Source organism: Planctomycetia bacterium (assembly GCA_034440135.1).
In the GTDB taxonomy this organism is placed as follows: domain Bacteria; phylum Planctomycetota; class Planctomycetia; order Pirellulales; family JALHLM01; genus JALHLM01.
Genome location: JAWXBP010000249.1, coordinates 47,641 through 70,093 on the forward strand (window position 1 = coordinate 47,641; position 22,453 = coordinate 70,093).

General features: G+C 61.1%; 15 protein-coding genes. 5 read left to right on the top strand and 10 right to left on the bottom strand.

Annotated features, from left to right (window positions below):
• Positions 1-42: 42 nt before the first annotated feature.
• Together SGJ19_15345 and SGJ19_15350 are read right to left on the bottom strand one after the other, a co-directional pair.
• The gene (locus SGJ19_15345) at positions 43-909 is read right to left on the bottom strand and encodes an HAD hydrolase-like protein (protein ID MDZ4781625.1); all 867 of its coding nucleotides are present in this window, start codon (positions 907-909) and stop codon (positions 43-45) included.
• Between the two features lie 79 nt (positions 910-988).
• Positions 989-2,278 (bottom strand): diphosphate--fructose-6-phosphate 1-phosphotransferase, encoded by a 1,290-nt coding sequence (locus SGJ19_15350; GenBank protein MDZ4781626.1) that lies wholly within the window; start codon positions 2,276-2,278, stop codon positions 989-991.
• Positions 2,279-2,719: 441 nt separating this feature from the next.
• Between SGJ19_15350 and SGJ19_15355 the strand changes: the two genes are divergently transcribed.
• Together SGJ19_15355 and SGJ19_15360 are read left to right on the top strand one after the other, a co-directional pair.
• Positions 2,720-5,005 carry a diguanylate cyclase gene (locus SGJ19_15355; protein MDZ4781627.1) on the top strand — a complete coding sequence of 762 codons (2,286 nt, stop codon included), beginning with the start codon at positions 2,720-2,722 and terminating at the stop codon, positions 5,003-5,005.
• A 167-nt stretch (positions 5,006-5,172) separates the two neighbouring features.
• Positions 5,173-7,266 carry a flagellin hook IN motif-containing protein gene (locus SGJ19_15360; GenBank protein MDZ4781628.1) on the top strand — a complete coding sequence of 698 codons (2,094 nt, stop codon included), beginning with the start codon at positions 5,173-5,175 and terminating at the stop codon, positions 7,264-7,266.
• Positions 7,267-7,313: 47 nt separating this feature from the next.
• Here the strand turns inward: SGJ19_15360 and SGJ19_15365 are convergent, their stop codons facing one another.
• The 3 genes from SGJ19_15365 to SGJ19_15375 all read right to left on the bottom strand — a co-directional run bounded on the left by SGJ19_15365 (position 7,314) and on the right by SGJ19_15375 (position 12,164).
• Positions 7,314-10,283, bottom strand: coding sequence for a PVC-type heme-binding CxxCH protein (locus SGJ19_15365; protein MDZ4781629.1), 2,970 nt, complete (start codon positions 10,281-10,283; stop codon positions 7,314-7,316).
• A 474-nt stretch (positions 10,284-10,757) separates the two neighbouring features.
• A complete protein-coding gene (locus tag SGJ19_15370; protein MDZ4781630.1) occupies positions 10,758-10,994 on the bottom strand; it encodes a type II toxin-antitoxin system ParD family antitoxin in 237 nt (78 codons plus the stop codon).
• 69 nt (positions 10,995-11,063) lie between these two features.
• Positions 11,064-12,164, bottom strand: coding sequence for a hypothetical protein (locus tag SGJ19_15375; GenBank protein ID MDZ4781631.1), 1,101 nt, complete (start codon positions 12,162-12,164; stop codon positions 11,064-11,066).
• Positions 12,165-12,400: 236 nt separating this feature from the next.
• Between SGJ19_15375 and SGJ19_15380 the strand changes: the two genes are divergently transcribed.
• Complete coding sequence (locus SGJ19_15380; GenBank protein ID MDZ4781632.1) at positions 12,401-13,708, top strand: 6-phosphofructokinase; 1,308 nt, start codon at positions 12,401-12,403, stop codon at positions 13,706-13,708.
• A gap of 19 nt (positions 13,709-13,727) precedes the next feature.
• Here SGJ19_15380 and SGJ19_15385 read toward each other — a convergent pair whose 3' ends face one another.
• From SGJ19_15385 to SGJ19_15395, 3 genes are all read right to left on the bottom strand, one after another.
• Positions 13,728-14,246, bottom strand: a complete 519-nt coding sequence (locus tag SGJ19_15385) for a DUF6702 family protein (GenBank protein MDZ4781633.1) — start codon at positions 14,244-14,246, stop codon at positions 13,728-13,730.
• Positions 14,247-14,529: 283 nt separating this feature from the next.
• The gene (locus SGJ19_15390) at positions 14,530-15,405 is read right to left on the bottom strand and encodes a hypothetical protein (GenBank protein MDZ4781634.1); all 876 of its coding nucleotides are present in this window, start codon (positions 15,403-15,405) and stop codon (positions 14,530-14,532) included.
• A gap of 43 nt (positions 15,406-15,448) precedes the next feature.
• Entirely contained in the window at positions 15,449-16,879 is a 1,431-nt protein-coding gene (locus SGJ19_15395) for a M1 family metallopeptidase (GenBank protein ID MDZ4781635.1), read from the bottom strand.
• Between the two features lie 144 nt (positions 16,880-17,023).
• Here SGJ19_15395 and SGJ19_15400 point away from each other — a divergent pair, with 144 nt between their 5' ends.
• Together SGJ19_15400 and SGJ19_15405 are read left to right on the top strand one after the other, a co-directional pair.
• Positions 17,024-18,346, top strand: a complete 1,323-nt coding sequence (locus SGJ19_15400; GenBank protein MDZ4781636.1) for a glycoside hydrolase family 71/99-like protein — start codon at positions 17,024-17,026, stop codon at positions 18,344-18,346.
• Positions 18,347-18,385: 39 nt separating this feature from the next.
• Positions 18,386-20,764, top strand: coding sequence for a serine hydrolase (locus SGJ19_15405; GenBank protein MDZ4781637.1), 2,379 nt, complete (start codon positions 18,386-18,388; stop codon positions 20,762-20,764).
• A 230-nt stretch (positions 20,765-20,994) separates the two neighbouring features.
• Here the strand turns inward: SGJ19_15405 and SGJ19_15410 are convergent, their stop codons facing one another.
• Together SGJ19_15410 and SGJ19_15415 are read right to left on the bottom strand one after the other, a co-directional pair.
• Positions 20,995-21,594 (bottom strand): GNAT family N-acetyltransferase, encoded by a 600-nt coding sequence (locus SGJ19_15410; protein ID MDZ4781638.1) that lies wholly within the window; start codon positions 21,592-21,594, stop codon positions 20,995-20,997.
• A gap of 84 nt (positions 21,595-21,678) precedes the next feature.
• A complete protein-coding gene (locus SGJ19_15415; GenBank protein ID MDZ4781639.1) occupies positions 21,679-22,383 on the bottom strand; it encodes a DUF1080 domain-containing protein in 705 nt (234 codons plus the stop codon).
• Positions 22,384-22,453: the final 70 nt, after the last annotated feature.

Consider the following 22,453-nt stretch of genomic DNA (forward strand, 5'->3'; position numbering starts at 1 on the left):
GAGACGCCTCCCACAAGTCGTGGCTGTTTCCGAAGTCGATTGTTAGTCCAAAGTCTTCCAGCTCGGCTTGGCCGGCAGGTACGAGTCGAATTCCTTGACCAGCGATTCCTGGTACGCTCCGGCGAACGTGCCGCTCAGGAAGCGGTCGATGCCTTCGTTGAGCAGGCGTTCCCAGCTCGCTTCTTCGGCGCCCGGGTTGATCGGGAAATACAGCGTGTCGTTGGCCACCGCGGCTTTGTGGTCGCCCGGGGCGTCGCCGATCATCAGCACGTGGTCCGCGGCGTACTTCTTGGCGACGCCGAGGATTTCCTTCTTCGTGCCGATTTCTTGCCCGCAGATCGCGGCCACGTATTTTTCCAGGTCGTGCTCTTCCCACTCGCGTTGCAGGGCTTCGTTCGGCGTGGCGGAGACGACCAGCAAGTCGGCCTTGGGCTTGAACTTCTCCAAACATTCTCGCACGAACGGAAACGGCGGCACGCCGCGGACGAATTTGGTGATCATCTCGTTGACGGCGACCGACCACGCCAGGGCCTGCTTCAAGTCCGGGTCGCCGGTCGCTTCCACGGCCGCCTGCAGCGCCGGATTCGCCTGCTTGGTTTCCCGCGCGATCCAATCGCGCAGGCCCTTCGCTTCCGGAATCTTCACGCCACGGGCTTGCACTTCAGGACGTTTGCGCAGCCAGTCGAGCGACTCCACGAGCGCCGGAAAGCGATTGATCCCACGGCTCTTCGAGTAGAGGTTGACGAACTCCGCCGCCTCGCGGGCGTACTTGCTGACGCCTTGCAGCTCGTAGTAGTTGATCGTGTTGGGAATGAAGCACTCCTTGTGCTTCAATTCCATCGTGTCGAACGCGCAGCCGTCGGAATCGATGCCGACGAGGAAGGAGTGTTTGGGCGATAAATCAAACATTGCGTGGTGGAGCGATTTCTTGAGTGCCGGCAGGGGAAATTCGTCATTCCTAAATCATGCGTTGAAACAGCCAATGCGCCTACTTCCGGTCCGCCTGTGGGACATACCGCGGGAGTTTTTGGTCCGCGTAGATCGGCGCGAAACGGGTTAATCTTTGCCGGCCGTCGACCATCGGGAGCGAGATCATGTCGTCACCGATCAGTGGTTTGGCGTACCGGAGAAACTCGTCGGTCACGTCGTAACCGCTGGACGAAATCCAGGCCTTTGGGAAGGCGCGCTCGCTGTTCGCCACATCCGGCAGCGGGACTTTGTCGTAGCGGACGCTATACACCGGGCCGGGGCTGCGAAGGATCGTCGACATGAACCCGCTTTCACCTTGGGCGGCCAGCAACGCCGCCATTTGGCCGCTCTTATAGGCTTCCTCCAGATCGACGACCGAGGCGTAGGCCATGGCGTGTCGCTGGTCGGTGCCGGAGACGTTCGCGCGGGCGGCGCCTTTGGCCGACAAGCCCACTTTGTTCAGGTAGTTGACGATCACTTGCGCAACCGTGATCTGACTGGCGCTGAACGAAGTATGCCCGAACGCATCTTTCACTTCGCCGAGGCTGCCGACGTCGAAGCCTTCGCTGACCACGACCATGCAGCGCGCGGAGCGTTTGAGCTCGTCGTTCACCTGATCGGCAAGCTGTTCCAGCGTGCAATGGCTTTCCGCCAGGTAGATATGCAGCGGCATTTCGCGGCGCGGGTCGGCCAGTCGCGCGGCAGCGGGGATAAAACCGATTTTGCGCCCCATCGCTTGCATTACCAGCACGGGGTCGGCTGGCGAGGAACCTTCATTCTCCTCGTTCGCGTTCTGGACCATGTGCATCCAGTACTTGGCGACGGAGCCGTAGCCCGGCGTGTGGTCGATGAGCTTGAACTCGGAATCGCCTACGTCGTTGTCGATGGTCTTCGGGACGCCGACGCCGACCAGGTCGACACCGCGCTCCCGGGCCATCAAGGCGACCTTGTTGGCCGTGTCCATCGAGTCGTTCCCGCCGATGTAGAGGAAGTACCCGACGTTGTGCGCGCGGAAGACGTTGATGACCCGCTCGAAATCTTCGAGTTGATTGGGCTTGAGCTTATAGCGACAGGTGCCGATCGAACCTGCCGCCGGCGTGAACCGCAGCAGCGCGATCTCTTCCGCGGGCTGGGACGACAGGTCGAGCAGTTCTTCCTTGAGCACCCCCTCGATCCCGTGCCGGGCGCCGTAGACGGTGCCAATCGGGGCCAGATCGCGGGCGGCCTCGATGATGCCGCGGAGCGAGTTATTGATGACAGGGCTGGGGCCGCCGCTCTGCGCGACGACCATATTGCGAACCTTGGCCATTACGGACTTCCGACTCAACAGGCGCTCAAATTGAGGAAAGGAGGCATTGTAACGCCGCCTCCCAGGGCCCACAACGTGCTGCCCGACAGGGCTTTAAAGGCGCATTGCGATAAGCATGCTATTGCGTTCGATTCCAATGCTTACGACTCGCGTCGACAGATGGAGCCCATGTCGCGCGATAAGTTCGCGTCAATTGATATGATCGACACGAGCGATGAGCTGAGCTGCGCGACGGTAAATCCGCTATGCGCGAATTGTCGGATGCCAACTGGCAATTTGCCGTTAGTCCTTTTCCGACCTAGGGTTTAGATAGCTTCGAGGGCCTTTTTACCGGGTGATGGGGATTCGCGTATCCGCCGGGAACGCGCATCAGGATATCACGCCGCGCGCGGGCCCTCGCACTGCTCTACCCATCGCCTGACAGCTTCGCTCGACCCAACGATGACTCCAGCGGCGACTTCCTCCAGCGCTCTCTCGAACGACGGCCCGGCGCCACCAGCGTCGACGGATTATGCCGTAGACGCGACCGGCCGTGTGCAGGAGCTCAGCCAACTATTGGCGGAGCTGGACGGCTGGGGCAAGGAAAGCACCGTCGCGCAGAGGTTGGAACTCTCCGATGACGATCACGATCGCTTGGCGCAAGCCCGGCTGGGCGTCGCGGGAAGTTTGTTTTTGGCGCTGAAGCACAAAGACCCCGGCACGGCGCGCCGCTCGCTGCGCGTGGCACTCGGTTGTTCGGCCTGGTCGCTGTGGATGGAGCAGGAAGCTCGGTTTCGCGAGCAATTGGAGCTGGCCGCGCTGGTCCACGACGTCGGTAAAATCGGCGTGCCGGACCGGGTGCTGCTCAAGCCAGGGCCGTTGAATTCGGAAGAAGCCGGCATGATGAACCGGCATCGCGAATTCGGCTTGGAAATTCTGCACGGCAGTTGCGAAGCGACCGAAGTGCTCGTGATCGTGCGCGATGCGCACCTCTGGTACGACGGCTCCAATCATCCGCAAGGCTTGTCGGGTGACTCATTGCCGCTCGGCGCACGCATGTTGTCCATCGCGGTCGCTTACGAGGCGATGATGGCGGACCAGGTGTTCCGCCGCCCGTTGACGCCGGAGCGAGCGCTACTCGAAATCTATCGTAACGCCGGGCGGCAATTCGATCCGACGCTGGTCCGGCGCTTTACCGAGTTTCACCAGGCGGACCGCCGGCGGTTCGAAGAAGAAGTCGCCCGTGGCTGGCTGCGGCCGATGCTCGGCGAGTGGACGCAATCTCCCTGGCAGCGATTGGCTCCGTCGGAACCAAGCGCCGGCGGCGGGTTCGAATCGCTGATGCATCGGCGACTCGTGGAACAGATGCTCGGCGCCGTGGTGGCAATCGATCTGCGTCACCGTATCACCGAATGGAACCCCGGCGCGGAACGCCTGACCGGCATCAGCGCGTCGAGCGTAATCGAGCGTGAATGGTCCCCCAGTTTAGTATCGTTACGCGATAACGAAGGCCGGCGCATCGCGGATGAGAATTGCCCGCTGGTTTTCTGCCTGCAGTCTCGTACGCCCTGGCACAAGCGATTGATGCTGGATGGTCGCTCCGGGGATCCCAAAACGGTCGACGCGCATGGCATCCCGATCCTGGGCGTCGATGGCGCGCCGCATGGCGCGATGTTGATGCTTTACGATGTGACGCAGCAGCTCACGCTGGAAGAACGCTGCCACGACTTGCACGAGATGGTGACCAAGGATCCCCTCACCGGACTCGCGAACCGGGCGGAATTTGATCGCAAGTTGGAATCGTTCTCCGCCGACCACACGACGCGCGAAAGCGTCTGTGCGTTGGTGATCTGCGATATCGATCGCTTCAAGCAAGTCAACGACAACTACGGCCACCAGGCCGGCGACGCAGTGATTCAATCCTTCGCCCAGGTGATCGCCGCCCATGCCCGGCAGCAAGACGTGGCGGCGCGTTATGGCGGCGAAGAATTCGTGTTGCTCTGCGAAGATTGCGACAACGCCTCGGCGGCCGATCGGGCCGAAGGCATGCGCGCGGCCTTTGCGGCCATCCCGCAATCGACGCTAGCTGGCGCGAAAATCACGGCCAGCTTCGGCGTCACGGCCCTGCAAGCCGGCGATACGCCGGCCACACTACTGCGTCGCGCCGATCGCGCACTCTTGATGGCCAAGGACAGCGGCCGCAACCAGGTGGTGCAACTCGGCACCGGTGTCAATCCGCGCGAACCGAATTCGTCGCTGGGTCGCTGGTTGCTCGGCAAATACGGCGGGCGCGAGCAGATGATCGTCCAAGCGATGGTCAGCGCGGTGCCCTTGCAAGTTGTGCTGGAGAAGTTGCGCGGGTTCATCGCCGATCATCGCGCGGAGGTCGTCTCCGTGCAGGGATTCAAAGTCGTATTGCGCGTGGGTGACGAGCAGGCCTCGCCAGTGCGCCGCACCACCGACCGGCCGGTTAACTTCGAAATGGAAGTCGATCTCGAAGAAGTGCGCGATGGACTGCGAGGGCATGACGGGACGTTCATGTGTACGCGCGTCCGCGTGGGCATCTATCCCGTCGCCGGACGCGACCGGCGACGCACCGACGCCCTGGACCGCGCTCGCCACCTGCTGGTCAGTCTCCGCGCTTACTTAATGGCCACCTTAGAAGAAACGCAAACCACGGTCGCCCCGGCCGGTATGCTGCAACGAGCGTGCGAATGGCTGAACCCGTTCAAGTCGCCGGAAAAGTGAATTGATTGAAGTGTTCGGAAACAGTTTGAAGTTTTCAGTGTTCAGTTTTCAGTGATTTGACAACGCGACACTTCAAATAGCCGGCCAGCATAACGATTCTCGATCAAGGGACGGACGGTTTCTCAAATACTGAAAACTGAAAACTTCAAACTTCCCATCCTCCCCCCATGTCCCGCATCGGCGCAACGCTGAACGGCATCGAGCGGAAGCTGTTGAATCGGCTGGCCGATTCGCAAGCCGCGGCGAACTTGAACGCGCTCCGATTGGCCACGGGACGTAAGTTCAACGCCGCGAAGGACAATCCCTCGGCGTTTATCGCCCTGTCGCACTTTGAGACGGAACGCGAAGTCGTCACGCGGACGCTCTCGAACGTTGCGGCCGCCTCGAGCATGGTCAGCAAAACGCAATTGGCGCTAGACCAAGTGCGGACCCAGCTCAATACGATCCGCACGAAGGCGCTCGAAGACCAGGAACAGGCCCTGTCGCCGGCGCAACGCACGGCCAACCAGACTGCCATTGACGCGGCGATCTCCGAAATCAATCGACTCGCGGGCAGCACGATCGACGGGCGACGCGTGCTCGACGGTTCGGCGAACTTCGATTTTCTCGGCCGCAACGGCGCGCAAGTCAGCGACCTCTCGGTCTATCAGACCGACGGCGGACGCCAGTCGCTGGTCGAGAAGCAAGCCGAAGTAATTTACACGGGCGCGGATGGTTTCGCCACGGCCGCCGCGAATCTCACGCTCACCGGAAACGGCGGTAGCGTCACGTTCGCCGTGACGACAAACAGCAGCCTGGCGCAGATTGCCGCCAATGTGAACGCTCACACGAGCACGACCGGGTTGGTGGCCGAGGCCTCCGGAGATCAACTCGCGATTCGCAGCACCGCCTACGGCGACCACGCGTTCGTCGACGTGAATGTCAACTCCGGCGCCTTCGTAGTCACCGGCGCGGATGGGTCTGGCCGAGCGGATGGCCGCGACGCGGAACATGGCTTGTTGCCAAGCATTGCCGGCACGGTCGACCGCGCCGCCGAACGCGCGAGGCTCGTCTACGATGCGGGCGGCGGGACGATCGCCGCCAACGCGACGTTCACGCTCACGGGCGATCGCGGCAGCGTTTCCATCGCCGTAACCACGGCGGACACGCTGGCCGACGCCGCGACGCGCATCAATCTAGAAAGCCATGTCTCCGGCGTCACGGCTGCGGTGGATGGCAACCGTATACTGTTGGAAAGTGTGAACTACGGGCTTAAGGCCGAGGTTGAGGTGGATGTCACCGCCGGAACCTTCGCGACGACCGGCGGCAACGGCGATGGCACGTCCAATGGCCTGAACGCGATCGCCACGATCAACGGCGTGCGCTACAGCGGCAATCAGGTGGCCGCGCCGGCGAAGCTAGTCCACACCGAAAGCTCAGGCACGATCGCCTACAACGCCACGTTCACGATCGCGGGTCCCGACGGAACTTCCACGCCGATTGTCGTGGCGACCGGCAATACGCTGTCCGCCGTGGCGGGGTTGATCAACGCCCAAAGCGGCACGACGGGCATTGGCGCGAGCGTTGACGGCACCGAACTGATTCTCTCCAGCGAGACGACCGGCTACGAGGCGGAGATTGCGCTCAACGTGACGGCGGGCAAATTCGCCATCGATGGCGGCAACGGCGACGGCACGGCCCGAGGCGAGGAAGCCGTGACCAACAGCGGCCGCGTCGACGGCAATCGCTTCTTTATCACGGACAATCGTTTTCGCTACGAGATCGAGTTCGCCGGCGGATTCACCGGGGAGCTCGACACGATCTCCGTGGAATCCGGCGCGTTGCAATTCGCGCTCGCCCCCGATGTGCAGCGGCGCTCCACACTCGCGGTCTCCAGCGTACACGCCGCGCGGCTTGGCGGGTTAAGCGGCTCGCTGGCCGATCTCGCCACCGGCCAAACGTTTGGCGGATTGGACGCCAACGCCTCGCGGGCCATCCGCATCGCGGACGAGGCCTTAGGCGATCTGGACCGCATCGAAGGCCTCGTCGACGGCTTTGCCAACGCGACGATTAGTTCCTCTGCGGCGCTCATGTCGGCCTTCAGCGATCAACTGGACGAAAACATCGACTCCATCAACAAGGTCGACGAGACCGAAGAAAGCTTGTTGATGTCCAAGAACGAAGAGCTGATCAACAACGCCGTCGCCAGCCTGGCGATCCTCAGCCAGCAGCGCTCTAGCATTCTGGATTTGATCCAACAGGCAGCCGGCCTTCGCAGCTAATGGCGGCGTCAATTCTCCCTCGCTGGCGCTACGGGCTGGTGTGATCGTCAGTCGTCCACTGCCAAGGGTTGCGTACCACGGAGGTACGCGAACAGGTCGCGCGATTGGGCGTCGCTGAGTTGCTTGAGTAAACCTTCCGGCATTAGCGACTGGCCCGCGGCGCGGAGTTCCTCGATTTCTGCCCGGGGAACCGAGACGTTCTGTCCCTCGGCGGTCCGCAGTACCACGACTTGATTGTCTTGATCGGCAAGAAATCCGGTGAGCGTGCGGCCGTCCGTGGTTTGTAGCAGGAAGTTCTCGAAACCCTCTCGGATCTCAGCGCTGGGATTGACGACGCTGGCGAGCAGGCGATCGACGTTGTCGCGCTGATACGCGGTCAGATTGGGACCGATTTCGCCGCCGTGATCGTAAAGCTTGTGGCACTTCGCGCAATGCTCGTTGAACAATTTGCGGCCTGCGTACGGACTGCCGTTGCCGTCGTGAACAACTGCCGTCAGCCGCACAATCTCTGCCTGCAGTTCTGCGGCCGCCGCCGCGGCGGTATCGCCCCAGATTTCACGTACCAAAGCTGAATTCAAATCATCTCGTTGCAGCAAGATGTGATTCTGCACCGACGTCGGCATCGCACCCGCTTCAATCTCGCCCGCCTTAATTCGCTCCAACAACAGCCGCGACCAGGCGGCGCGACTCGTTAACACGCTCAGCGCCATCGACTGCGTGTCCGCCGGCAATCGCGGTAGCACCTCGAGCAGCGCGCGAGGAATTGCCTCGGTATCATAGCGCTGCAACGCGCCGATGGCGGCCTTGCGCAACTCGGCATCGTCCGCCTTGGCCAGGGCCAGCAGCGGCGCAACGGCATCCGCCGTCGGCACTTCGCCGAACATGCGAGCCAACTCACGTCGCTCCGCCAGGTCAGCGCTCGAATTGCTCAGTCGCGCCAACGCCTCGGCAACTGCGGCGGGTTCCTGTTGTCGTAGCCTGAGCGCTAATGATGCCTGGCCAGTGGCTGCCAGTGCGGCGACTAGCTCATCGGGCAATGACGACAGAGAGCGTCCCGTATAAGCCTCCTCAAATCCGACCAACAGCCGCTTGGCGTCGTCGGCCGTAGGCGCCAGCTTCAGCAATTCGGCGCAGGTCAACAAATCCTTCCGCGTACCGGCTTGCGCGAAGCGGCGCATCATGCGCGACGCGAGATGCGATTTCACAAGCGCGGCCTCCCAGAAGGTCGATTCGCCGCACATCGCCAGCACGGCGTCGCGATCCAGTTGGCAATGCGCTTCGATCGCCCACCAGATCAACAGCGGCACGCAGGGATCGTTTACATCCTCGTCATGGGCGATCAGTTGCCGCACGATCGGCATCGCCTTCGCCGCCGGCAAACGCCGCGCGGAACTGGCGAGCTGCCCACGGACTTCGACCTGCGCTTCGCGCTGAGCTTGTTCGGCGAGTCGTTCCGCCTGCGCCGCTGAAATCTCTCGATCGTCACAGGCTAGCCGCACCGCCCAGAGTCGGACATAAGGGTTCTTATGATCGAGACACTGTCTCACCGTCGCATCATCGAGCATTCCCAATAAATGGATCGCCCATAGCCCTTCGAGCGCCGTTTGACCTGGCTCCGCGGCCAGCAACGCGCGCAGTTGCGGCGCGATCGTAGTATCTTCGCGATTCGCCAGCAGTTGCAACGCCGTGCGACGCGTCCATTTATTGTCGGACGACAATTTGCCAACGAGCTCCTTCGATGTGAGCGAACCCAGATCGCGCGGCGCTCGTGGCTTTGCATCTTTGGCGGATAAGCGGAAGACGCGGCCCGTCTCCTTTTGCACCTCGCCTTCGGCGCCCTTCAGATGATTCACATTGGCGTCGCGCCAATCGGCGACATAGATCGCGCCGTCGGGCCCGACCTTGATATCAACCGGTCGGAAGTCGGATTGTTCGCCCGCGATGACACGCTGCACGTCCGAGGTTTGAAACGTGGAGCCATCCGGAAAGATGCGGCTTTCCACGACGGTGCCTTGCAGCGGTTCCACGCCGAAGAGATGGCCGCGATACGCCTCCGGCAATCCCATCGCCTCATAGATGATGAAGCTATGCGTGAACCGCGGTACGGCGTGATGACGCATCGCCGGGAAGTAGCCAAAGGCAAACGGATTCGACAGCGGCCCGTGCTTGTTGAAGCCTTTTTGAGAATAGCCGCCTTGCAGGTAATGGAACCCGCGCGTGTCGCCGCCGTTGTGGCCGGAGAAAATCCGGCCGACTGAGTCAATCTCCAAACCAAACGCGTTGCCGCCCCCTTCCGCGAAGATTTCGAAGCGCCGTGTGTCGGGATGATAACGCCAGATCAATTGGCCGAGCGAGTGAACCGGCTTGTCATCCAGGCCGGGGCGGATGATGTCGCCACTCACCGTGCTCCCTTGGCAGGCATACAACCAACCGTCGGGGCCCCATTGCAGGCTGTTCGCGCAGGAATGCGTGTCCTCCAGACCGAAGCCTTGCAAATGCACCTCGGGATCGCCGTCCGGCACGTCGTCGTGATTGGCGTCGGGATAGAACAGCAGATACGGCGGGTTCAACACCCACACGCCGTCGCGTCCAAAAGCGAGCGACGTAGCGATGTTTAGGCCGTCGAGAAACGTCTTGTGCGCGTCATACGAACCGTCGCCATCGGTATCTTCATGGATCGTGATGCGATCTTTCCCTTTGTCGCCATACGGCGGCGGCGCGGGAATCTTGTCGTACACGACGCGCCAAAAGTTATCACGGCTGACGACCCGCAGTCCGGCCGGAAACGGATACTGCCGATATTCCACGACCCACATTCGCCCACGCGCGTCGAAACTGATCTGCAAAGGCTGCGCGATCTTGGGATCCGAAAGCACGACTTCCAGCCGCAAATCATCCGGAGCACGCAGACCGGGTGTCGCGGTGACTTCCTCGGCGCGGGCGTTGTTTCCCGAGCTTGCCAAGGCAACAAGGGCCGGGAAGACGATGGCGATTGCGCGACGGCAAAGTACAGGCATGGCGTAGAACTCCGTCAGTCGCCGGCCGACGACCGAAAGCGCGAGTAAGGTGGGAGCACGTGCGGCGACGCCCAGTTTAACCGAGATTTTCCGGCGTCATAGCGCCGCAGGTTGGCGGAAGGTGCTGTTCGCTGCGATCTTCGATGAGTGAGTGTCAAATATCGCCAGGACTGAGTGCATCTTGTGCCAGATGCCGAATGAGTAGTGCCACAACCTGATTGTCGCGTATTACATAGACAGCCCGATGCGACTTGCGATGCCCCAGGCCATATCGGAGCTCATGCAGAGTCTCGGAAGGAAGTATCTGTTCGGCGGTAGTTGGTTTGCGATCAGGGCTTGATCGCAATTCCAATATCGCGCGATAAATCCCACGATACCAGCGTATTGCCTGAGCCCGAGATCGGTGCTCCGCCCACCAATCATACACCTCACGGAGTTGAAGCTCCGCGCGTTCCGTAACGACAACTTGGTATTTCATGATTCAAGCGGAATCCCGTGTTGCTTACGAAACTCGGCATCGAACTCTTCAAACGGCCGAACGCGCCCGGCTTCCATATCCTCAATGCCCTCGCGAATTGCAGTGATCTCCGCGTTGGCTCGTTCCAATGCGGAGAGCGCATCTCGCAGCACATCGGCTTCCGACGCGTACCCGCCGGTGGCGACAAACATCTCCACTTTCGTCCAAACGTCCGCAGGGATTTCGTGCGACATCCTACTAACTCCTCTTCATCGAGACGCGAGCCAAGATGCTGGTCGCCAAAAGCAGTATAGCGGATCGTCTTAGTTCCAGCGCCGGGCATCGCAGCGTTTCCACGCGAATGCCGCCATGGAAAGGAGCGCGGCAAGCACCATGCCGGACGGTTCTGGCACGGGCGAGCCTGGGCCGGCGCCAAAATGATTACGCACCAGATTCAAATCCATCAGGTTGACTAACGCATCGCCATTCGCGTCTCCCGATACGCCGACGCCCGCCGTGCCAAAACTGTTGCGCACGGCATTGAGGTCGGCGATGTCCACGCGGCTGTCGCCGTTCGTATCGCCCGGTTGCGCCGGCGACTCCGTTTCCGCAAACGCCAGGCCGGAGGGGCCGCCAATGCCGAGGCGCCCCAGCGCTTCGACCAACGCGCCGGTATTGGGATCGAGTTCTACCAGACGATCATTAAAACCTGCGTCGATCGCGAAAAGTGCGCCGTCCTCCGGGCGGAAGGCAAGTCCCGTGACGAATGACGAGAGGCCGGCCGGATCGCCAATGCGAGTCAACACGCCGGATGTTGTGTTGAGCGTCGCCAGCGCGCCATCCGCGTCCGTCGCGTAGAGCGTCTGTCCGTCGGGGCTGTAGGTGAGCGCGTTGATCGCCTTGCGCTCCGGCAGCACGAGCGCCGGTCCAAGGACGGCGCCGGTGTCGAGGCTCACCTTAAAGAGCAATCGATCCCCCGGCGCATCAAACTCAAACGCCGCGACGGTGGCGACGCCAGGTTCCAGCGGCGAGATAGCGATGGCCGTGCTGACCGGCCCGGGCGAGCCGAGCAAGTCGACATCGAAAAACGGGAGCAGCGTCGCCGTTCCAAGTCGGGTGTCGATCCGCGCCAACCGTGATTGAGGGGAATCGCCAAACACGGGCGGTCGAGGGTTGTGCAGCGCGAAAGCGACATTCGGATCCCCGCCCGGAATTGTGGCCAAGCCCACCCAGGATTCCGGGCCGAGGGGTGCGTCGGGATCGACTGGGGTCGCATTGCCGCTGCCGGCGTCGACGACCACGAAAGCGCCGGGACCGGAGGCGTTAATGGCGAACAAGGCCGATCCCTGAACCGCGTCGGGCGTCGCCAGGCAGGTCGCTGCGAAAAATGAGATCGCAATTGCCCAGCGAAATGGATGTAGCATATCGGCCTTGTTCTTCGCCGTGGAAACCAGCTGGGATTGCGAAGAATCCCCCGGCTCCAGCCTAATCCGACATGGCCAATTCGGCAACGATGCGTCGCCACTATCCGGGGCGGAATGGTCAAATTCCGTTTGGCGGCCATCGCGTTCGCCCACTCGGGTGGTCGTTGTGGAGCCCTCGGCGAAACGTAGAATTGTGGGGATTCGCCCACGAGGTTTTCCTGTTCTCCGAGAGAGTCATGAGCTCGCTTAGTCATCCCGCCCACGTCGATTCCCCCATCAAGAAGGTCGCCATCCTGTTCGCCGGCGGCCCGGCCCCGGCAGCCAATGCGGTCATTTCCACGGCCGCCGTCTCGTTCCTGCGCGGCGGCATCGATGTTGTCGGCGCCCTCTACGGGTACTCGAACCTGGTGCAATATTCGCCCGAGAAGCCGCTGGTCGCCGGTAAGGATTACGTGCAGATCGACCACCGGATGCTGAAACGCAGCCGGAACAGCCAGGGCATTATGATCGGCACGGCGCGGGCCAATCCCGGCAAGCACGTTTCGTCGCCGGAACATCTCAAGGATCCCGAGAAGATCAAGCCGCTCAAAACGGTCTACGACGCGCTCTGCTCGATCGGCGTCGACGCGTTGATCTCCATCGGCGGCGACGACACGCTCAAGACTGCCAACAAGTTCAAGCTGTTCCAGCAATACCTGCCGGCGGGCAGCAAGCGGATTCCGGTCGTCCACCTGCCGAAGACGATCGACAACGACTACATGGGCATCGACTTCACGTTCGGTTACTTCACTGCCGTCGATACGCTGGCGGCGGAGATTCGCAACCTGCTCGCCGACGCCGAGGCGAACCGCACGTATTTCCTCACCGAAACAATGGGACGCAGCGCCGGTTGGCTGGCCTACGGCGCGGCGATCGCCGGCGAAGCGAGCCTGGTGATTAGCGTCGAAGACATGCACGGCAAATATGTCGAAACCGAGCGCTCCGTCGACCCCAAGACGAATCAGGCCGTGGAGCGTCCGGTAATGAAGGTCCAAGCGGTTGTCGATCGAATCGTCAGCACGATCCGCGCCCGCGAGGAGCAAGAAGGCAAGGAATTCGGCGTCATCGTGATGGCCGAGGGCGTGGCGGAATTCCTGCCGGACGAATACCTCAAGGGCATCCCGCGCGACGAGCACGGGCACATCTCGATTTCCAAGGTGAACCTGGGCACGCGGTTCGCCAAGATGGTCTCCGATGAGTACCAAAAGCAAACCGGCAAGCCGCGCAAGATCACCGGTTTGCAACTCGGCTATGAAGCCCGTTGCGCCCGTCCGCACGCCTTTGACGTGATGCTCGGCAGCCAATTGGGCGTCGGCGCTTATCGCGCCCTGGTCGAGGAAAAGCTCGACGGCGTGATGGTCTCCGTCTCAGGGCAGCTCGACTTGAACTACGTCAATTTCGACGCGCTTGTGAACCCGGAAACGTTGGTGACGGTCGTCCGCTACGTGACCCGCGACAGCGACTTCCACAAGCTGGCGCGGTTCTTAGAGACGCATGTGAAATAAAAGGGCTGCTTTGAGGCGACTAGGGCGCCGCTTCATCCTCCGCCGCGTCAGACTGAATCACGACCGTCGGCTTCTTTCGATCACAGCGCAGGCTGACCTTGCGCCCGTTCAGCTTGATCGCCAAGGTGTTGATTTGCGTTTCCTCGGTTTCGAGTAGCACGCGGTTGGTCAGTTCGTAGCCTTCGACGCCGTCTGGGGATTCGATTTCAAAGTACAGCCAAACCGCCTTGGGCGTAATCTCCTTCCCGGACCATTTCAGTTCCAGCGGATCGACTTTCGCTTCCCGGCGGATGACGAAGGTCTCTTTGAGATACGCCTGAATCGCTTCGTCGGTAGAGTCGGACTCATCCAGTCTGATCCGCGTTTCGCTCTGCGCGTTGAGCGCGGTCTCTAAGTCGTCGGCCGCGACCCGAAGAGCGACTTCGAGACGCTTCGTTTCCGAGTTCCACTCGGCTTCGGCGACGGACGTGTGAAACGGATGGGCGACGGCGCTGTTGGCGACGGTCGTCACGAGGACAAATGCGAGGAGGTTGGCCAAAACCACTCGATAGCATGTTTGCCGTCGGGTGCGGAGAAATGATGAGTGCCTGGGGCAGCGGCGCTCAATGCGAGGTTTCGATGGTCGAACTTCTGGGGCTTCGTTCGACGCTTCAACAAACCGCCGCGATGCCCCAGTTTGTTCGAAACCGCAGCGATCATTTGTTCGCCTCAGCCCCAGGCACCCACGCTTATTCTTCAATGTCGAGCAAAACGCCGTCCTTAGCGCGATGTCGGCCGTACATTTCGCGTCGTTTCCCCCTCGCTGGCGCTTCGGGTTGGCGTTATTTCGATTCATCTTTCGCCTCCTCGTCTTCCTCCGCCTCCGGCTTGCCTTGGGCTTTTTGCATGTCGTTGCGTTTTTCTTTTTCTTTGAACAGCTTGAAACGCGATTTCACCGGGCGGGAGGGCCAGTAGTTATTCTCTTCGTCGGCATCGGCGGTTTCCAGATGCGGGTCCAGCGTGAGCGACTTGATCGATTTCTCCGTCCAGAACAGCTTCGTCACGCGCTGGTTATTGTGCCGCCAGATCTCGGCCGGAATGCGTAGCTCCTCTGTCGAACCATCCTCATAGTCGATGCGGAAAATCACCGGCATCACCACGCCGCCGACGTTTTTCAACTCGACGGCGTAGAAGTTCCGGCGGATTTCCAGTAGTTCCTTCTCGTGCTTCTCCAGCGTTTCCATGTACTTCTGGAATTTCTCGCGATCGTCCGGCGTCACGTCCAGTTCGTCGAACGAGTTGTAAAAGTCCTTCAGCTCCGGGAACTCGTCGACTCGCTTTGGCAGCGGCTTGTTGCGTTCCTTGGCCTTGGTGACCGGTTCCTCGGCGCGGTCCTTTTTCAAGCGTTCGCCGTCAATCTCCGGGTTGGCGGTATCCATCTCGAACTGCCGGACCCGGCTGATGGCGATATCGACGTGATCGGTCGTGTAGAACCAGCCGCGCCAGAACCAATCCAGGTCCGTGCCCGAGGCGTCCTCCATGGTGCGGAACAGATCGGCCGGCATCGGCCGCTTGAAGCGCCAGCGGCGGGCGTACTCCTGGAAGGAATAGTCAAACAACTCGCGCCCCAGAATCGTCTCGCGAAGAATGTTGAGCGCCGTCGCTGGCTTGGCATAGGCGGCATTGCCGACCTGCAGCAGAGAATCCGAGCCGGTCATGATTGGCACTTGTTCTCGGCTGAGCATGTAGCCGACGATGTCTTTAGGCTCGCCGCGCCGGGATGGATACTTCTCCTCCCATTCCCTGCTCCGAAAGATACTGCAGGAACGTGTTGATCCCTTCGTCCATCCACATCCATTCCCGTTCGTCATTGTTGACGATCATCGGAAAATAGTTGTGCCCCACCTCGTGAATGATCACGGAGATCAGCCCGTACTTTGTCCGTTCGGAATACGTGCCGTCTTTCTCGGGGCGCGGGCCGTTGAAACAGATCATCGGGTATTCCATCCCGCCGACCGGGCCGTTAACAGAAATGGCGATCGGATACGGATACGGAAACGTGTACCGCGAATAGACATTCAGCGTGTGAATGATGGAATGCGTGGAATACTTGCTCCACAACGGCTCCCCTTCCTTGGGATAGAACGACATCGCCATCACGCGGTTGCCTTCCACGTCGTGCCCCTGCGCGTCCCAAATAAACTTCCGTGACGAAGCGAAGGCAAAGTCCCGCACGTTCTGCGCGTGATAGACCCAGGTTTTCTTGCCGGTCGGCGGATCCGCCTCGTTGGCTTTGGCTTCGTCCGGCGTGACGACAAACATCGGCGTCTTGGCCGCGTCCGCTTGCTTGAGCCGCTCGCGCTGCGCATCGGTGAGCACTTCCGCGGGGTTTTGCAGCACGCCAGTGGCCGGCGTCACGTGGTCGTTCGGCACGGTGATCCGCACCAGGTAATCGCCGAGTTCCAGCGTGAACTCGCCGGTGCCGAGATATTGCTTATGCTGCCAACCTGTCACGTCGGTGTAAGCACACATCCGCGGAAACCACTGGGCCATCTCGTAGATGTAGTTCTTGTCTTCCTCGAAGTATTCGTAGCCAGTGCGGCCGCCGATGTTCTTGGCGTCGTTGATCGCGTAGTCCCAGGCGACGTTAAATTTGACTGAACCCTGCGGCGCGAGCCCTGCCGGCAGGTCGACGCGCATCATCGTGCCGACAATTTTGTAGGCCAGCTTACCGCCGCGCTCGTCGCTGACCTCGGTGATGTTCACACCCCCTTTGAACTTCTCGCGGAGCATCAAGCGATACAGCGTCTCGAACGGAAAAGCATCGAAGTCCGGCGCCGTCTCCGTCGTTGCCGCGGCCGAGTTGGGATCGAAGATGTTCGGATCTAACTGCAACCAGAGATAGGTCAGCGTGTCGGGCGATTGATTGAAATACGTGATCGTCTCGCGACCAGTAAGATGCTGCTTCTCGTCGTCCAACTCGACGTCGATCACGTAGTCCGCGCGCTGCTGCCAGTATTCGCGTCCCGGGGCGCCGGAGGCCGTGCGGAAGCCATTCGGCGTCGGCAGCACTTCTTCCAACTGCCGGAAGGCGTCTTCCTGGCCATATTTGGGATTCGTGACTTGCGCCGCAGCGGTGGCCGCGAGCAAGAGCAGCGCCACGATGGTCAACGGAAAACGCCAATGATTCATGCTCGATCTCGCGAGAGCTAAGGAGGGAATTCGCTGGCTGAGATTCGCGGGCGGCGGGTTCAATTCCTTGTACAAACCATTTATAGTTGCCACGGTGCCGGACCGCCACCGCTTCCGGCCACACTCGCCGCTGAGAAAGTCTACATGCTAAAACTCGTCCCGTGGCTGGTTTTCGCGAGCTTAGTGGCTCTTTGTGCGCCCAAAGTTCGCGCCCAGAGCGAGCTGGACGCGGTTTATGCCGAGTTAGGTCCTTACACGGGACCGGCGGCGGCCGAGGCGATCGAGAATACGACGCTCACCGGCAAGGTCCTGGCGGGCTATCAAGGTTGGTTCACCGCGGAGGGGGACGGGGCCGGCTTGGGTTGGAAGCACTACGGCCGGCGCGGCGATTTTCGCCCCGGCAGGTGCAACATCGACCTTTGGCCGGATGTCAGCGAACTGGATGACGACGAGAAAATCGACACGCCGTTCCAGCATGCCGATGGCGCGACGGCGCAGGTTTTTAGTTCCCATCATCCCAAAACGGTGCTGCGGCATTTTCAATGGATGCGCGAGTATGGCATCGATGGCGTCTTCGTGCAGCGATTCGTCGTCGAAACCCGGGGCGCGGCCACGTTGCGGCATTTCAACCAGGTGCTGACGAATTGCCGCGAAGGGGCGAACACGCACAGGCGCTGTTACGCGGTCATGTACGACCTCTCCGGCCTCCGCGAAGGGGAGATGGACCGCGCGATCGAGGATTGGAAACACCTCGTGGATCACATGCACCTGGGGCGCGACGAAGCGGATCGAGCTTATTTGCGGCACGGCGGACGGCCGGTCGTCGCCGTGTGGGGCGTCGGCTTCAACGACGACCGGGCATATACGTTGGCGGATTGCCAGCGCTTCGTCGAGTTCCTCAAGGACGATCCGCAATACGGCGGCAACACGGTGATGGTCGGCGTGCCCACCGCGTGGAGAACGCTCGACCGCGATGCCGTCAACGATCCGGCGTTGCACGACCTCATCAAGAAAGCGGACATCGTCAGCCCCTGGACGGTAGGGCGCTATGATTCGCCGCGTGGCGCAGCGAGGCACGCCGCGGAATTGATCGCCCCGGACATCGCCTGGTGCCGCGAGCATGGCAAGGAATATCTGCCGGTCGCCTTCCCCGGTTTCAGTTGGAGCAACATGCGGCGCAACGCGCCGTTCGATCAGATTCCCAGACTGCGCGGAGAATTTCTTTGGAGCCAATTCGTCGGCGCGAAACGGGCCGGGGCGGACATGTTTTACATCGCCATGTTCGATGAATTGGACGAAGGCACCGCGATTTTCAAATGCACGAACAATCCGCCCGTCGGCGAAAGTCGTTTCGTCACCTGGGATGGCTTGCCAAGCGACCATTATCTGTGGCTGACCGGACGAGGCGGCGCAATGCTGCGCGGCGAAGTTCCCACCAGCGATGAACCGCCGCGCCGCGAGCAATGACGTTCCCCCGAATTCACTTGGCTAAGAGCGAAACGCATCATGAAACGAATCCCCCGCTGTCGAACGACGGCGTTGACCTTCGCCATGCTAAACATGCTGGGAACCATGACGTTTGCGCAATCGCCGCAGCCCAACGTCACCGACTATTCGGCCGAGATCAATGCTCTCAGCGCCGCCATCAAATACGAAGTCGACGCCAAGCAATTGCCGGCATTCTCGATCGCGCTCGTGGACGGCGATCACGTCGTCTGGTCCGCAGGCTTTGGGTTGCAGGACGCAGCCAAACAAGTTCCCGCCACCGCCGAGACGGTGTACCGAGTTGGATCTGTCTCTAAGCTATTCACCGATATCGCGGTGATGCGTATGGTCGAGGAAGGCAAGTTAAGTCTCGACGCGCCGGTCAGCGACTACCTGCCGAGCTTTCAACCCAAGAATCCGTTTAATAAGTCGATCACACTCCGGCAACTCATGTCGCATCGCGCAGGCTTGGTGCGAGAATCGCCGATCGGCAACTATTTCGACGCGACGAGTCCTTCGCTCGCTGATACCGTGGCAAGTCTGAACGCGACCTCGCTCGTTTTGTCGCCGGAAACGAAGGTCAAGTATTCCAACGCGGGCGTGGCCGTCGTAGGCGAGGTGTTGGAACAGCGCGCCGGGAAGCCGTTCGCGCCCTTCTTACGCGAAACATTGCTTCATCAACTGGACATGAAACAGAGTGATTTTGAATTGACGCCGGAAGTCGTCTCCCGCCTGGCCGATGCGGAGATGTGGACCTACGACGGGCGCCGCTTCCCCGCGCCGCGCTTCGCGCTGGGCACCGCGCCGGCCGGCAATCTTTACTCGAACGTGCTGGATCTCTCGAAGTTCATCGTCTGCTTGCTGAACGAAGGCCGCGCCGGCGATGGGATGATCTTGAAGCCGGAAACGCTACGCGAGATGACGACGCCGATCTTGGACGCCAACGACAAGCCGCTGAAATTCGGGCTGGGGTTTCATGTTCACGAATTGGATGGCCACGTGAAGATCGGCCACGGCGGCGCGGTGTATGGGTTTTCCACGCAAGTCGAAGTGCTGCCAGAGCAGAAGCTGGGCGTCGCGGCCGTTTCTTCGCTCGACGGCAGCAACGGCGTCGTTAGTCGCCTCGCGGACTTCGCGCTGCGGTTGATGCTGGCCAAGCAATCCGGCCAGGCAGCACCGACGTACCGCCGCACCGATGCGATTCCCCTCGCGCGCGCCCAGGAACTTGTTGGCAGCTACGAGAACGGCGACCGCACCGTTCGCGTGACGGAATTGGAGGGCAAAGTTCATTTGCAGCAGGGCGCATTTCGCCAGGAATCGCGCGCCGCCGTCGACAACGGCGCGATCGTGGTCGACGATTTCATCAGTTTTGGCGCCGAAGTGACATTGTCGCAGGACGGCGTGTTGCGAATCGCCGACGTGGACTACACGCGCCTGCCCGATGAGCCGCCTGTCGAGATTCCTGCAGCGTGGAAGGGCCTGATCGGCGAGTACGGCGAAGATCACAACGTACTCTACGTCCTGGAGGATCGCGGGAAGTTGTGCGTTCTGATCGAGTGGTTCTACTACTATCCGCTCACAGAGGTCAACGAGAACGAATTCGCGTTTCCCGGCGATGGCCTCTATCACGACGAGAAGCTCTACTTTACGCGCGACGTATCCGGCCGCGCGACGCAGGTCGTGGCCGCTGAGGTATTGTTCAAGCGCCGCGAAGTCGGCACGCGCGACGGCGCGACCTTCCAGATCACGCCCGTTAAGCCAATCGATGAATTGCGCGCCGCCGCGCTGGCAGCCTTACCGCCGGAGGAGCAAGGCGAGTTTCGCGACACCGATCTCGTGGAATTGGTGGCGCTCGATCCCACGATCAAGCTCGATGTTCGCTATGCGACGACGAACAACTTCACCGGCGCGGTGTTCTATCAGCAGCCCAAGGCCTTCATGCAGCGGCCAGCGGCGGAGTCGGTCGTGCGCGTCCATCAGAAACTGAAGGAACGCGGGCTGGGCCTACTGATCCACGACGCGTATCGTCCGTGGCACGTCACGAAGATGTTCTGGGACGCCACACCAGCGGCGTTCAAGGACTTCGTCGCGAACCCGGCACTCGGTTCGCGCCACAATCGCGGTTGCGCGGTCGACCTCACGCTCTACGACCTGGCCACCGGCCAGCCGATTGAGATGGTAGGCGGCTACGACGAATTCTCACCGCGATCGTTTCCCGACTATGCCGGCGGCACGGAGCGTCAACGCTACTATCGCGATCTGCTGCGCGCAGCGATGGAGGCCGAAAACTTCCGCGTCTACGAATTCGAGTGGTGGCACTTCGACTACCAGGACTGGCGGCAGTACCGCATCGGCAACGCGACGTTCGAGCAATTGAACGGCGTCCAGCAGCCCCGATAGGGGCGTCAGACAATAGCCAGGGGTGGCAACCCCTGGAATCCATGAACATAAGTCAGAACGAGCCCCAGAGGGGCGACACGTTCGACTTTCTGCAACCCTGCAAAGAGTGTCGCCCCATGGGGGCTCAAGGTCGTCTTCGCTGGAATTCACCAGCGGTTCGCACCGCTGGCTATTGTCTGTCGCCCCGGTGGGGCTGAAATCAGCATCTTTCCGCGTGAATTGGTCAAACGTCAACCTTCTTCGCTTGCGTTTTCGGAGTGGCTGCCCGTCAGCTCGGCTTCCCAATCCTCGCGCGTGAGCCGGTACAGTACGTGCCGCCGAAGCGGATGGCCTTCCGGGAGCGTGGGATGCTCAAAATCTTCCTCCGGAGCATGGCGCATGCCGATGTTCTCCATTACGCGACGCGAGCGTAGATTCAGCGGCACAGTGAACGACAGGATCTCCGGAAGGTTCAACACCTCGAATCCGAAGACCACGGCCACGCTGGCGGCTTCCGTGGCGTAGCCTTGCCCCCAATAGGCGCTGGCTAGCCGCCAACCGATTTCGATACACGGCGTGAACGCCGCTTCGAACCGGGGCCGGCTGAGACCTACGAAGCCGATGAACTTCGCTTCGTCGGGAATCTCGACGGCCCAGTAGCCGAACCCATGCTGCTTGAAATGCGATTCAGCACGGTCGACCGCCGCGTCCGACTCGGCGCGCGTCGCTATCGCAGGCAAGAACTCCATCACCCGCTCGTCGCCGCACATCGCCGCGAAGGCGTCGCGATCTTCTTTGCGCCACCGTCGCAACAGGAGTCGTTGCGTTCGCAACTCAACCGGCCGGTTCATCGTCGTCGACTCCGCTGGCCAATGAAAAGAGGCGATCCGCATGCGGATCGCCTCAATGTTTATATCAGGTCTTCGTGTTCGCGATTACTTCTTGTCGATCACACGGATCCGAATGTTGCGATAGGCCACGGGATCGCCGTGGTCTTGCAGTGCGATGTAGCCCTTCGTCGGCTTGCCGAACTTGGGCATGCTGCCGAACTTGCTCTTGGCGACGCGCTCGTTCCAGTCGTCGCTGCCCTTGACGTACTCGCAGTACTTCACGCCGTTCATGTGCTGTTCGCACTTCTCCGGCGTGATCAGCACGCGCAGCTCATTCCATTCGCCAGCCGGCTTCGTGGCGTCGGTGTCGGCGTCATAAAGTTGGTAAAGCCAGCCTGACTTTTGGGGATCGTGGCCGTCCTTGTTGTCTTGCACTTGAATTTCCGGACCGGTCATCCAGGGCGTGTCTTCGTCTTCGCTGACGTGATACATCAGGCCGCTGTTGCCGGCCTTGCCGATCTTGTATTCGAGCACCAGTTCAAAGGCCTCGTACTCGTCGTCGGTGAGGATATCACCGGCGCCCTCGGCGGCCCGGGTCAATGCCCCGTCGACGACCTGCCAGCCCTCGCCGATTTTGTCTTGCTTGAAATTCCGCCAGCCATCGGTCGACTTGCCGTCGAACAACAACTTCCAGCCGTCAGAGGTTTCCTGGGAAGTCAACGCGTTCAAGGGCTGCTCGGCGCTCGCCGCGGACGTAAAGATGAGACAGGCGGCGACAAGCGAAAATCGGGCAATGGTGGAGAACTTCATGGTGGGCTCGCGGAAGAGAATGCATGGGTCGATCAACGCCCGCCCATTGTAGCTGTGCGGCGGCGTGTTT